At 64.9% G+C, this 13,438-nt stretch carries 14 protein-coding genes; 5 read left to right on the plus strand and 9 right to left on the minus strand.

All coding sequences use genetic code 11. The features are described 5' to 3' along the window. Position 1: 1 nt before the first annotated feature. The 6 genes from OH768_RS14885 to OH768_RS14910 all read right to left on the minus strand — a co-directional run bounded on the left by OH768_RS14885 (position 2) and on the right by OH768_RS14910 (position 5,373). Positions 2-883, minus strand: coding sequence for a serine/threonine protein kinase (locus OH768_RS14885; RefSeq protein ID WP_406453813.1), 882 nt, complete (start codon positions 881-883; stop codon positions 2-4). A gap of 131 nt (positions 884-1,014) precedes the next feature. Continuing rightward, positions 1,015-1,314 carry a WXG100 family type VII secretion target gene (locus tag OH768_RS14890; protein WP_019075424.1) on the minus strand — a complete coding sequence of 100 codons (300 nt, stop codon included), beginning with the start codon at positions 1,312-1,314 and terminating at the stop codon, positions 1,015-1,017. Between the two features lie 46 nt (positions 1,315-1,360). Next, a complete protein-coding gene (locus OH768_RS14895; RefSeq protein WP_019075425.1) occupies positions 1,361-1,705 on the minus strand; it encodes a WXG100 family type VII secretion target in 345 nt (114 codons plus the stop codon). 138 nt (positions 1,706-1,843) lie between these two features. Beyond that, entirely contained in the window at positions 1,844-3,064 is a 1,221-nt protein-coding gene (locus OH768_RS14900) for a S8 family serine peptidase (RefSeq protein ID WP_406465273.1), read from the minus strand. Positions 3,065-3,154: 90 nt separating this feature from the next. Then, positions 3,155-4,918 (minus strand): hypothetical protein, encoded by a 1,764-nt coding sequence (locus OH768_RS14905; RefSeq protein ID WP_406453816.1) that lies wholly within the window; start codon positions 4,916-4,918, stop codon positions 3,155-3,157. A gap of 2 nt (positions 4,919-4,920) precedes the next feature. Next, positions 4,921-5,373 carry a hypothetical protein gene (locus OH768_RS14910; protein ID WP_406453818.1) on the minus strand — a complete coding sequence of 151 codons (453 nt, stop codon included), beginning with the start codon at positions 5,371-5,373 and terminating at the stop codon, positions 4,921-4,923. Positions 5,374-6,025: 652 nt separating this feature from the next. Between OH768_RS14910 and OH768_RS14915 the strand changes: the two genes are divergently transcribed. From OH768_RS14915 to OH768_RS14935, 5 genes are all read left to right on the plus strand, one after another. Then, the gene (locus OH768_RS14915; protein WP_406453820.1) at positions 6,026-6,475 is read left to right on the plus strand and encodes a hypothetical protein; all 450 of its coding nucleotides are present in this window, start codon (positions 6,026-6,028) and stop codon (positions 6,473-6,475) included. Positions 6,476-6,480: 5 nt separating this feature from the next. After that, the gene (locus tag OH768_RS14920) at positions 6,481-8,781 is read left to right on the plus strand and encodes a hypothetical protein (RefSeq protein ID WP_406453822.1); all 2,301 of its coding nucleotides are present in this window, start codon (positions 6,481-6,483) and stop codon (positions 8,779-8,781) included. Positions 8,782-8,820: 39 nt separating this feature from the next. After that, entirely contained in the window at positions 8,821-9,519 is a 699-nt protein-coding gene (locus OH768_RS14925; RefSeq protein ID WP_406453824.1) for a hypothetical protein, read from the plus strand. Between the two features lie 189 nt (positions 9,520-9,708). Beyond that, a complete protein-coding gene (locus OH768_RS14930; protein ID WP_406453826.1) occupies positions 9,709-10,407 on the plus strand; it encodes a hypothetical protein in 699 nt (232 codons plus the stop codon). 115 nt (positions 10,408-10,522) lie between these two features. Beyond that, on the plus strand, positions 10,523-11,185 hold the full coding sequence (locus OH768_RS14935; RefSeq protein WP_406453828.1) for a hypothetical protein: 663 nt from the start codon (positions 10,523-10,525) through the stop codon (positions 11,183-11,185). Positions 11,186-11,191: 6 nt separating this feature from the next. On the opposite strand, the gene OH768_RS14940 is transcribed toward OH768_RS14935, so the two are convergent. The 3 genes from OH768_RS14940 to OH768_RS14950 form a co-directional block, all read right to left on the minus strand. Then, positions 11,192-11,635, minus strand: a complete 444-nt coding sequence (locus tag OH768_RS14940; protein ID WP_406453830.1) for a hypothetical protein — start codon at positions 11,633-11,635, stop codon at positions 11,192-11,194. 131 nt (positions 11,636-11,766) lie between these two features. Continuing rightward, on the minus strand, positions 11,767-13,062 hold the full coding sequence (locus OH768_RS14945) for a putative T7SS-secreted protein (RefSeq protein ID WP_406453832.1): 1,296 nt from the start codon (positions 13,060-13,062) through the stop codon (positions 11,767-11,769). Between the two features lie 40 nt (positions 13,063-13,102). Then, positions 13,103-13,408 (minus strand): hypothetical protein, encoded by a 306-nt coding sequence (locus OH768_RS14950; protein ID WP_406453834.1) that lies wholly within the window; start codon positions 13,406-13,408, stop codon positions 13,103-13,105. Between the last annotated feature and the right edge of the window lie 30 nt (positions 13,409-13,438).

Here is a 13,438-nt window from a genome sequence, read left to right on the forward strand (position 1 = left end):
CCTACTGGGACAACTGCACCTCGGCGGCCAGCACGGAGGCCGACTGATGAGCGACGGCCGCGACGATCCGGGCGGGCAACCAGCCGACGCCGAGCCCACCACCCTCTGCGGGAAAGGCAGTTCGGGAGTCGGGCGCCAGCTCCCCGATAATGTCAGAGAGTTGAGGACGATGGGCCGGATCACGCGCCAGACACCGCGCCACCAGCGACCGCAGCCCGGTCGGCAACTCCCCCCGCTCCGGGGCCGTATGGCCCGTGGCAGCGTACGCGAGCGTCGCACCCAGCGCGTATACGTCACCCAGCGGACGCGGCTGCCCACCGGCCGCCTGCTCGGGCGGAAGACTCCCGGCGTCCAGCCCCGGCGCACCCCACCGCGGCACACCGTCCGGCGTGGCGGCCCGCACGGCCCCGAAACAGCCGAGCCGGGGCCCGTCGGCGGCGAGCAGCACGGCCGCCGGACACACCCCGGCGTGCGACAGGTCCTGCCCGTGCAGCACGGCGAGCGTCTCGGCCAGCGCTACGACGAGCGCGCACACGGTCCGCTCGGGCAGCGGACCGCCGTTCACGGCGAGGGCTGTGGGGAGCGGCAGCGCGGGCACATAGGGCCGGGCGTGCCACGCTTCACCGCCCGGGGCAGCGAGTTCGACGGCCGGCAGCACCCAGGGCCCGAGCAGATACCGCGAGGTGTCGGCCTCCGCCATGAACCGCCCCGGGTCGGCCTTCGGCAGGGGCGCGCTCAGCAGGACGGTGCGGTCACCGTCGGGGCTGCGGGCGATGAACCGGCGTTCGGGGGCGGGGGGTTGAGGGGCGGGGGTGTTGCTGTCGAGCCGGGTGACGACGGCGTAGGGGCCGATCCGCCGCAAATTAGCCGTAGCTCTCGTCATGTGTGGCGCGCTCCCCTCCCTCCGGCGTGGGCGCGTGTTCACCTTCTCTCGCCGGAGCTCGGTACGGCAACAGGGTGGGCGCCTCCCGCGCGCGCCCACCCTGTGTTGCTGTTGTTGCTGCGTGCCTCGTCCTACTGGAAGTAGCTGGCGGCCTTCTTGTCGCCTTCCATGTAGGTACCGCCCGACGTGTACACGACGTGACCGATGCCGGTCAGCGCGGTGTGGATGTCGTTGGCTTCCTTGTCCCACCGGTGCAGCTTCTCGTTGAAGGTGCCCTGGGCGTCACCCTCCCAGTACTGCTGGCTCTTCACGACCAGCGCGCGAAGCTCCTGGAGGTCCTGCTCCAGCTGCTTCGCCTCGTTGCCGATCTTGGTGGCCGCGAAGTCCAGCCCGTCATAAGTGACGGAAAGGCCGTCGGAGTTACGGCTCATGCGTGTGTACCTCGTCTCGTTCGTATGGGGCAGTGGGCGTCGTGACTCAGTAGGAGCTCAGCGGGGAGGTCACGGTCGGGGCGCCGTCCTGGAGGTCGATCTTGTTGACCGCCGCGCGGACCTCGTCTTCCTTGCTGTCCTTGATGTTGCGCGTCGCGGTCATCGCCTCGATGACGTCACCGAGAATGGTGCCGATCTTCTGCAGCGACTCGTTGATCTCGTACTGCTTCTTGTCGAACGCGGCACGCCCGATACCGTGCCACTGACCCTCAAGCCCGTCGATCACACCCTGAAGCCCGTGCACGCGCTTGGCGATGCCGTCGTACTTGTCGAGCATCTGCTTCTGAATATCGACTACTGCGGCATCTTCGAGCTTCTGCTTGTTGGACATGGTCAGCTCACCCTTCTTGTGTTGACTGATGCGCGTCGTCGACCGACCGACGCGCGTTGTGTGTTGGCTGACGCGCGTTGTCGGTCGACTGGCGCGCGCTGTACGTCGACTGACGCGCGGTCCGGCTGGACAGCGCAGTCACCTGGCACGCCGTGCGCGCATTACGGCTACGCCGGCACCGCCGATGACGATGACTGCGGCTGCGCCGCCGAGTGCGATCCAGAGCGTGTTGCTGTCGCTGGACGACTGTGCGCTTGATCCTGCGGCTGAGGTGCCGCCGGTTGAGGTCTTTTGCTGGGGTTGGGAGGTGGCTGAGTTGGACGGGGAGGATGAGGATGTCGTTGCCGACTTTGCCAACAGGTCCCCACCGTTGTCTTTCGCAAGGGGATCGACGTTCGCCGGGCCGGCATCGTAGTCGGGATTCTCAAGGACCACCCGGGGCCTGATGAATCCGTAGCCCGCGTACTTGCTCGGGTCGCCCTTCGCCCAAGTACGGCCCGCGGTGTCGATCAGGGAACGGGTGACCTGGTTCACCGTCCAGTCGGGGTGCGCGGACCAGATCAGGGCGGCGGCAGCAGAGGTGAGGGCGGCTGCCGGGCTCGTACCCTGGCTGTCGCAGTAGGCGCGGAAGGTGGCGTTGCACCACGCGGGGATCGCGGCACCTGGCGCCGCAAGGTCGACATAGTTTCCGTATGAGGAGAACTTCGACACCGTCAAAGTCTCGTCGGCCGCCGCGACACCGATTACATAGGGATAGCCAGCTGGGTAGTCGATGAAGTTGGTCTTCCCGTCATCGGCGTTGTTACCGACAGCGGCGATCAATAGCTTCCCCTTGGAGGCGGCGTAGTTGATAGCCGCTTTGTCCTCCTCGGTGGTCATGCCGCCGAAGGACATGCTGATGATCTTTGCATCGGTGTCGGCAGCCGCCCGCAGTGCCTCCGCAGGCTCGGGCGTCTTATCCTTCTCCGCCCCGCTCTTGAGACCCTCCAGCTGCACGCGATACGGGACGATCTTCGCGCCCGGCGCCAGTCCCTTCAAACCCCCGTCCGCTCCCGTACCCGCGATCAGCTCTGCCATGGACGTTCCATGCCCGTCATAGTCAACCGTGGCGCGGTAGGCGACAGCCATGGGAACGTCAGCGTCCAGGACCTGCCCCTTGAGCGAGGGTGTGTTCGCGTTCACCCCCGTATCGATGACAGCAACCTTGACTCCCTTCCCCGTGCTGACCTTCCACATCTGCTCGGCCTGCATCGTGTCCAGGTACCACTGCTTCGACTGCTCGTCGTAGGCGACAGCGCTCGGGGCAAATCCCACGCTGATAGCGGCCAGGGCACCGACGGCCGCACTCACGGCACGCACTCGCCTTCCATGGCGCGCCCTGAGGAGCGCGGCCCGCTCGGCTCGTCGGCCGGTCCCTGACTTCATGACGTTGTCTGTCCTCGCTCGTGCTCAGTTGACAGCCGGCGGCACGTCGCACCGCGGCTTGGCGGGCAGGTGTGTCTCTTCGTCTTCGACCAGGTAGTCAGGACGCGCTGCCCGCTCCGCGTCTCTCCTGTCATCAGGCTTGCTTTGGTTGCCAGGCCCGCGTACGAGGCCTGTGCCGCCACGCGTCATGCCGTTGCGTTCGGCCCCGGCCACGGAGTTGCGTGCGGTTGGCCTGCCCGTGACGGTCTCGGACGCGCCCGCTCCAGTGCGTGCGGTCGTCGCCCGGTTCGAGCGGGGCCCAGTAGCAGGATCGGGCGCTCCAAATACGCCGCGCTGCCCCGGTCGGCCAGTCGCAGGTCGTGAGTTGGCTGTTTCCTCAGCGCCAACGACCGTGCCGCGAGGAATCCTCGAACCACCCTTTGCCGAATTGCGGGCTTCGTTCGCAGGTCGTCCGCCTACCACGCCGTTTGCGCGGCCTGCGCCGGTGCTCGGCGCACCGTTGACACGTGGTGCTGCAGTGCCACCTGCCCGCGGCGTACCGCCGGTGACACCGCCGCGACCCATCGCGGACGGCTTCGCTCCCGAGACAGGCCCCTTACCCAGCGATCGACCGGTCTCCGTGGCACGGCCCATCTGGCTCGTGGGACCTCGGCCGTTGGAGCGCCCAGTGCTTGAGTTGCTCACACCGGGCGTACCAGCTCGCCCCTGTGCAGATGCGGGATACCGAGAGCCATCTGCGCCCCTTCCCTGGAGGCCGCTGGGAATCGGGGTCCCGAAGCCGGTCTCGAAAGCGTTGTTCGGGCCACCGCCTGCCGTAGGAGTGCCCATGGCGGGCGCGTTGTGACTGGTCGTGGGCACAACCGTGGACGGCGGCAGCGTACGGACACTGTCGATGTTCGTACCGACAGGAACATCGGGGTGTGTGACGTGCTCGACGACATGCTTCGGAGCTGTCGGTGTGCCGCTTGTGTCGCGCACGCCGGAATTGCCCGCCGGTTTCACTGTCGTGTGGTGACCCGCAACAGCCGTGGTTCCTGTACTGCCTGGGGCAGATTTTCCAGGGGCAACAACCTCGGAGCGCTTGGGCTTCGGGACTCCCACATTGGGCATGGTCTTGAACTCAGGAGCCGTCTTGTTCAGCTCCACCAGCTGGTCTCTGGAGACGGCGTAGTACGACGACAACCGATTCATCTGGTTGATCGCCTCTTGGCGATCCTTCTCCACGCGTACAGCAACCGCGTACGCGCCTTTGTTCGCGGCTTTTTCAGTCTCCGTGAACTTCTCCGGGCGCTTCCGGGCCGCTTGGGTGTCGGGAGCGGGCATGGCACTGCGTACAGAGGCCAGACCCACGGCAGCAGCAGTGATCTGATCGCCCGCGCCTCCGGCGAAAACACTCAGCGCATGCGTATTGAGGACGAGTTCACCGCCCCAGTCACGGAAGGCCTCGCCCGACTCTCCCGACCACTGGACCGTGCTGATGTGGCCACTGAGTTCCTCGGCCGCCGCCTTGATGGCGTCACGCGCATCCCACAGAGCCTTGCCAGAGGACTCAAGGTCTTCCGGGTTCGTCTGCTTGACTAGGTCCACCATCTCGTTGAGGTCGTAGTGCTCGAAGCTCGTACGGCCGTGCATGGCTTGCCCATACGAGGTGGCGTCGACCGCAGAGCGCATGATGCTGCTGAACAGCCCGCCCCCGCGCGGCCGTTCCTCGACGTCTCGAGCGAAGTCGGTGACGTGATTCAGATCGGATACCCGGTCAAGGTCTGCCTGGTGATGCTTGTCGGACATCGTCACCCCTTCAACTTGGTGCCGTCGCCGTCGCGCTTGGCGCCTGTGGGGCTCTCCGCAGCCTGGACATCCTCGATCTCCGACTGGATCACCCAGAACCGCCGACGCTGATCCTCTTCCAGGTTGTCGAAGCCGTGCATCGCACCCTGCACCGCGATGCCGATCGCCTCGATCTGCAGATGCAGGCTCTTGGAGAGGGAGGTGAGCTTGTCGTGAACCGCGTGGTACTGGTCATACAAGCCGTCTGCCTCATGGAAGGCACCTCGCCCCCCGCTGTGGAGCGACGTGAGATTGATCGTCTGGGCACCCACCCGCGACGGATTTCCCGCCGACCCCTCAAGATCACGCAGAACCTTGTCCACCCTGTTCACGAAGACTGACAGCACATCTCCGCTGACCTCCAGGTCCTTCGCCCTGGTAGCCGACACGCCCCCCACCATGTCTGCCGGAAGCACGACGTTCCTCCCCGTTTCCCCGTACATCCATCGGCCGCAGTCGAACCGAGGACGATCAACCGCTCACCCTACGATCGCAAAGCGAGCCACTCCTGACAACGCGTTTACCACTCTAGTCAACCTGTACATCGGGGCCAACCGGCATGTGTGTTAACTCAGTTACGGGGCCGGACCAGACGCCACAGTCTGCCGGTTTTGTCACTTTACGACTTATGGATCACGCGTCCGCAGTACCGGCGACCCGTCGGAGGTCCGAGCCTGCACGACCACGTCTGATGCCGCCGACCGGGCTCTCGTTGCGATCTTCATGGAATTCCCACACGCGACCGGTCGCCTGGATCACAACGGCTCCCACGCGCCACTCGGGGCGCATCGGTGTCGATAGGGGGCGCCCGGTCGAGTCACACGCCGGCAACGCCGGGTTTCGGCCGCCGCAGCCTTCCGGCGAGCAAGCGCGGATGCGGCCACCACCCGTCGACCAACCACGGGCTCAGCACCCGCTCGAACCTTCACGATCGACAATCCGCGCAGATCGGACACGACTCTAATTTTCCTCGGCACGGGTTGCTAACTTGACCACATCGTGAACAGGAGACAGCATCGCCTGCCGCCCGGTGCGCCGGAGGCAGAGCACGGGGGAAGGTGACCAAAGGTGGGCTGGGACGAATGGGAGCAGCTCAAAGGTGACGCGCTGGCGCGCCAACAGAGCTCCACGCACATGCAACTCAACTCGATCCCCGCCGATCCCGGCGGCAATCCGCAAGGTGACCTGCGTGTCAGCCAGAACGACCTCGCCGCCGTCGGCGACGCCGCGTACGAGTTGCACCAAGCCTTCCAACACGACAGCGACCTCGCCCGTATGAGTTCCATCAAGGCCGGCGACGGCCTCAAGAGCGAGGGTTACGAGATCGGTTCGGCGCTGGACCACGTCGCCGAGCACTGGGTGGACCAGGTCCAGTCGCTCCTCGACGCTACGGCCCACATCTCCAACCACCTCGACTACACCAAGGGCGCGCACGCGGGCGACGAGGCGTACATCGCGGGCACACTCAGCAGCATCGCCACGCTCGACAAGGGCTTCGACGAGCGGAAGGGCAGCTGAACCCGATGGATCTCGACGCGCTCCGCTACGGCAACTTCCACCAGCTCGACGAGGCGATCACCGACTGGCAAAACATGGCGAAGAAGCTCAAGACGCTCGCCACCGACGCCGACAAGAACCTCAAGGGCAAAGCCGACAAGGCGGATTGGGCCGGCCTCAACGCCACTGTCACCCGTGAGTTCATCGACAAGACGGCAGGCGAGTTCGCGGACGCCCACACCCAGGCGGACACCGTCGCCAACATCCTCAGTGACACTCGAGGCGAACTCGTCGGCTACCGCGACCAGGTGAACGAGGCCATCGCGGGCGGCCAGAAGAAGAACCTGACCGTACTGGACACCGGTCAAGGCACTTTCGTCGTCACCCGGACCACCCGCCCCGACTGGGCTTCCGATCCCAGCGGCCGGTCCGACGCCGTGGACCAGCAGGAAGTCGACGCCTTGCGTGACGAGATCCAGCGCATCCTCACCAAGGCCACCGAGAGCGACTCCACCGCGGCCAAGGCACTGCGCCTCATCGTCGACCAGGCCAAGTACGGCTTCTCCGACGCCAGTTACGAGAACCGGGACGCCGCGGCCAAGGCCATCGCCGACGCTGACGCGATGGCCAAGATCCTCGCCAAGAACCCGCACGACGTGACGAACACGGAACTCGCGAGCCTCAACGCCACCCTGGCCAAATACAAGAACGACCCTCTTTTCGCCGAGGAGTTCGCCGAGCAGGTGGGCCCAAAGAAGCTCCTCACCTTCTATGCCGGCATCGCCGACCCGTACCAAGGCGGCTACGACCCCGCACGCGGCGAGCAGGCCAAGCAGCTCCAGAAGAACCTCGGCATCACCATCGGCCGGGCCACGCTCTCCGACAGCGACAAGATGCAGAGCTGGGAGAGCCAGATGACCAAGCTCGGCCCGGACCAGCTCGGCATCGACGACGCGAGCAATCCGACCGGCTATGCCGTCATGAGCAATCTCATGCGCTTCGGCGACTACGACGACCAGTTCCTCAACGACTACGGCGACAAGCTCCTCGCCTACGACAAACAGGTCAACGGCGAGGGCATCAGCCTCTGGGTCAACAACGCCAACCAGGGAGACCTCAACTACTGGGGCTACAAGAACGACCGCGGCCGCGATCCGGTGACGGGCTTCCTGGAGGCTTTGGGACACAATCCGGGAGCGTCGGAGCAGTTCTTCGCGCGGCCTGACGTCACGGACTACACCGTCAACAGGGACGTGGTCAACGAGAATTCGGAAGTCAACGAGCACCTCAAGTACCTCACCCAAGAACGGGTCTGGGCTTCCGACGTAACGCTGGAGGGCAAGGACGGATACGTTGCCGGACGCGACTCTCTCGGCCACGCCCTGGAAGCCGCCACGACCGGGTACTCGTTCGACGCGAGCGCCGAGGACATCAAGGCCGGCGGTGATCACCGCACTCCCGCGACCGCAGCCGTGATGGAGGAGGTCGCGTACCTCTACGGCGGCGAGGACGGTCCCAAGCTGCTGCATGGTCAACCGGAGTTGGCGGACAGCCTGGGCAAGATGGCCGGTGCCTACATCGACGACATCGACTACAACTTGTCCGGCGTCGGGGAGCACCAGCTGGACAAGGGCTCCTTCCCCGGCGCCTACCAAGGCCGCGCGAATTTCACCAACGGCGGCGCGATCAATTTCCTGAGTGTGCTCGGCCAGGACGAGAACTCGCACCGTGCGGTCACCGCAGCACAGCACCTTTACACACTCAGCGCTCTCGACAAGTATCCGCCGACAACTGACGCCAACATCGGTCACGCTCATGACGCGCTGATGGCAGGGGCTCAGGCCCGGGGCATCCTCGACAACTCCCGTGTGGAGCAGGCCTCGACGGACTACGGAGAGGCCTCCACCGAGGCCAACAAGTCTCTGGGACGGTCTTCCGACTGGATCAAACTGGGGGTCGGGACCACTGTCGGGGTCGGTATCGGCGCCATCCCGCTCCCCGGGACAACCGCTGCGGCCGTGGTCATCGCACCCATCGCCGCCGACACCGTCGGCGAAGCGATCAACACCTTCATCGGCCAGCAAATCGACAAGGGGGTGGACGATGCCGAACAGGACCCTTCGGAACGGTCTCAGATGACAAGCAGCGAATTCTACACAAAGGGCATCAACGAACTGGGGAGCGCGTACGAATCGTACGTCGACGACAATCCCAAGGCCAGGGGTATAGCCGACGGCCAGAACTGGGACCAGGACATCAACAACGCATACTACGGGACCGGATCAGCCGAGAACGAATACCGTGGCCGAGCTCCATACAAGGACTGACCTGTGCGACGACAGACACGCGAACCGATGCAAGACAGGATGAGCGCACGCACCGTACCGCGTTCAGTGCTGGGCGCCATTGTGCTGGTCTTCGGAATCTCCGCCTGTAGCGGGGAGGGCAAAAGTACCGATGAGGCCGACCTGACCGCTTCCCAGGTCTGCGCTTCCACTTTCGACACGTCGGCAGCCAAAGCTCTGCAACGCATAGGTGACACAACGAAGTTCACAGAACTGCCCGGTAGCAACGAGTCCGGGAAGCCGAGCAAGTTCTCTCTGAAAAACGCCGCGAGCACGGTCCACAAGGACCAAACACAGCGCAATCAATGCGTCGTGTTCAAGGCTGGGGACAAGAGCGGTCACCCACTGATCGACATTGATTTCTCGGCGTCCAAGTACATTCCGAAAACGGAGACTTCTGAGTCGGGTGGGGACTCCGAGAAAACCTTCTACTCCATCGGCTCCTACGCTCAGACCGACGGCTCCAGCAGCGCCCTGCTCTACTTCAAATGCCCTACCCAGGATCCATCGAAAGCAAGCAGCACCACTCCTTACATCAGGGCAAGTCTCACCAGTGCGCCGGGCCAGATTTCCACAAAGGCAACAGGCCGAGACTTGATGACAGTGCTCAACTCCCTCTCAGGAGCCATGGCCAAGCAGCTCGACTGTGCTTCGCAGGCGGCGCTCCGCTCCGAGCTTCCGGCATCGACGCCCAGCGGAAATTCGGGGACTCCCCGGTGAAACCCACGTGACGTCCACGTCCGCAGGCGCTCCAGTCTTGAAGCGCGTGCCGCTCGAGAAGTTGTCGTGCTCGTCCGTTGCTTCGACAGGGACCGAGATGTTGGCGCACGGCACAGCAGCGGCATAGGCCGACGAAGTGTTCGAAACCGGGACGGCCAACGTGGTCGAGCCGTCTACGAGGACTGAATCATGGCGGAGGACGAAATCTCCAGAAATCGCGAGCGGCTTCCTTCCGTGCGGACAGGTGCGGTCATCCTGTTGGCCACAACCATCCTGTCGGGCTTGGCCGGTTGCTCGTCGAGCGGTAATAAGAGCCCCGCCGGAGTAGCCGCCGGCCGAGTCTGTGACTCTTCGCTCGACGCAAAAGCTGCCGCCTCCCTCGATCGCATATCGGGAGTCTCCACGTACGACGAACTGCCCGGGAAGAACGACTTCGGCGAACCGAACAAGTTCTCACTCGCGCGTGCGACGGCTCACCTGGGGACGACGCTCAGCCAGCGCACGAAGTGCACTGGCTACCGGGCATCGGACGACAGCGGGTACCCACTCCTGGATATCACCTTCAGGAGGACCTCGTATTACACCAATAAGAGCAACCTGTCGCGCTATGAACGCTCCTACCACACCTTCTACCCGATAGGGCTCTACGCCGACACCGGCAAACGGGACTCCGCGTCGCTCTACTTCTCCTGTCCCGCCAAACAGAAGAACGCACCGAAATACGTCACGGCTCGGATGTACACCGCATCCGACCAACTCGCGGTAAGCGACACGAGCAAGGCCCGGATGACCATCCTGAACTCCGCCGCCCGCAGCATGGCCAGGGCCTTGGGCTGTTCGTCGGAGTCCGGTCTGCCGGCCAATGTGCCCAGCGGCACGTTGGGTTGACCTTGGAGTGTCAGGGGGCAACTCCCGGCCCCACAAGGCGTCCGCAATAATCTGGGGCATGGAGACGGTCGTAGGGATTCTGCTGAAGGTGTTCCTCTTCGCTTTCGTGGTGGGGATGTTCGCCCTCGTCATCAGGGCGTTCGTGCGCAGCGGCAAGGAGGACAAGCGGATCAGGCAGGGGTGGGCGGACCTCTCGCGGGTCGCCGCGGAGCGCGGCTGGACGTACGAACAACGTGCGCGAGGGCGGGCCACCGAGTACTGCGGTGTGGGTCCCATGCCCGGCAGCGGTTCGAACCTGAGCGCCTGGCACTACATCACCGGGGAGTTCCGCGGCCGTTCGTTCAAGTGTTTCGAGTACCGCTACTCCAATCCCCTGTCGGGCAGCAGCGGCGTCGGGGAGTCCAAGAAACTGACGATCGAGTCGATCTTCCTGGTCTCGGCACCCGGTTCCGGGCCCTTCCTGCAGATCGGTCGGCCTAGCAAACTGGATGCGATGCTCGGCCGTCGGCCCAGAATGCACCTGGGTGTACCGGAATTCGATGAGAAGTTTCGGATTGTCACCGACAGCGAGGATTTCGCTCATGGCATCCTCAGCGATCCCCTGCAGGCCCTCCTGCTCTCGGACGCTCGCGCCCAGAAGTCCCCGCTTCGGCTTCGCGATGACGAACTGTTCACGTGGTACACGGGCACACTGTCCCCGCAGGACCTCGAAGAGAGGCTGGACTACCTGTGCGATGTGCTCGACCGAATTCCCGCGCAGGTGTGGGCAACCGCCTGAAAAATCCTAGGCCGGCGTCTCGTCCGCCGGGTGCACCGTCCTGAGGAATTCCTTGTAGTCACCGATGAGCTCGTCGAGTTGATTCGGCTTCGCCGTGAGGACGAGTTCGATCACGGCGCGCTGCGCCGGATTCCTGACGTCCTCCATGCCGAGGTACACCTGACTCTGGCACAGCTCGACGGGCTCTCCCCGCAGGGTGGTGGAGAGGACGAGGTTCTGGACGATTCCGGGAGAGTCCGTCAGGCCTGGAATGTCCGGTGTACCGATCTCGGCCTTCTTGAGGACGCGTACCGTCCCGGCCTGCTCCAGCCTCGGCACCGCCTCGTCGGCGATCTGCGACATGGTGGCGCTGTCGTTGCGCATCTCTCCGGAGATGGTGATGTTCGCGGTGAACCCGCCGTCGATGGAGGCGGGATGGAGCGCGACGAAGGCCACGTTCGGAGTTCCCACCTCCTCCGGTGGCGCCGCCTGCCACCCGTCCGGCAGTGAAAAGGAAATCTTGACCGGCAACGTGGCCGCCATGGTGGATCCCAACCTTCAGTGAACTTCGACGTGAACTTCAACGTGGACTTCGACTCGGGCTAGAACCAGCTGCCGACCGTGCTGTCCCAGGCGTCGCCGACGGCGTCGGCACCGTCGCCGAGCGCGTCGCCCAGCTTTCCGGCGTCGACGTTGACGCTGAAACCGACCTTGCCGCCGAGGCCCAGACCCAGGCCGACCTCTCCGCCGATGGTGAACTTGCCGTCCGTCCTGCCCAGATCGGCCTTGGCTTCAGCGCCCGCTCCCGCCCAGGCCTCGCCGTTCACACCGGCGCCCACACCGGCGACGTCCGCGGAGACGGACCCTGTGGCCTTGGCCCCGGCGAACGCCTCCGCGCCGCCGTGCAGTCCGTCCTTGCCTGCGGAGACTTTCGCCGAGGCATCGGCACCCGCGAAGGCTTTCGCCTCGCCCTGCGCTCCGAGGATGCCGTACTGCGCGCTGCCGGTCGCGGAGGCCTGACCAAGATACGCGGTCCCCGAAGCACCGGCCTGGAACTGCCCGTTCGCAACGCTCGCGCCGACGGAGCCGTCCACGCCCAGCAGTGAAACGCCCAGCGCGCCCTTGAGGTCGACACCGGCCACCTTCCCCTCTTTGGAGGCATCGGCCGACCACGCGCTGGCGTCCCCCGACCACTCAGCGAGCTTGATGCTCCATTCGACCTTCTTGCCGGGGGTCGTGTCGGCGTCGTCCTCCGACTCCGCCGGCTTGTCCCGGAAGAACCAATTGCCTTCGTCGTCCTTGCCCCAGGCCTTTTCCCGGTGGCGCGGGTTCTCTTCGGTGCCGAACCACTGCTGCTTCTCCTTGGCCCATGCCTCCGGCGCGATGGCGCTCTTGCCGACTCCGTGGTCCTCAGCCCACTTCTTCGCATCCAGCCCACTCCTGATCGCCACAAGCCAGTCCGGGCTGTCGGAGGCGCTCCCCGCAAGGTCGTTGAGATTCTTGGCCAGCTTCTCGGCCTCGGGCTTGAGCTGTGTGCGCGCGGCGCTCAGAACATGCTCCGCGCCCTCGTGGTCCCCGGTCTTCCATTTGTCGACCGCGATCGCGGCCTGGCCCTGTGCCCAGTGCAGTGTGGAGGCGTACGAGTGAACTGCCTTGGCGGCACCGGACATCGCGTCGCCGGCGAAGTACCAGTTGGTCTTCTCCTTGCCCAAGGTGGGCCAGAAGGCGTCGCTGGCCTTGCCCACCCAGCCTTTGACGCGCAGGTCGCGCAGACCGTCGCCGATTCCCTCGAACTTGGTCGACCATTTGGTGAGCGCGGTCTCCAGGTCACCGAGCTTGCCGGTGTCTCCCGGGATGAGTTCCTTCGGGTCACTCGTCGACCTGAGTGAAGCTGCCATGTTTGCGGATTCCCCGTTTCTTACCCCTGGACGTGGGTGTCTACTTCAGTGCCGTCTTTACGGAGTGCACCGCGTCGCGGATGGCCTCGTCCGTGTCCTCGTAATCGCCATTGGCCTTGTTCAGCCCTGCCGCCAAGGTCGCGGCACAGTCGGCGAGGAACTCGGCTCCCGACTCCCACGTGGCGCAGAACGTCACCAATGCTGCGGCGGTGTCGTCGTCACCGATGGCGGTGGCCAGCCCGGCGGGGTCACTCAGATCCACCTTCTTGACCGGGTCAAGGCACTCCAGAATATCCGCCCCGCCCTTTTTGAGGACCCCTGGCCCCACTCCGAGATCGCCAGCCACAGCGGATCCCCCTTCTTCCTGTTACACCTG

Source organism: Streptomyces sp. NBC_01622, from assembly GCF_045209635.1.
In the GTDB taxonomy this organism is placed as follows: domain Bacteria; phylum Actinomycetota; class Actinomycetes; order Streptomycetales; family Streptomycetaceae; genus Streptomyces.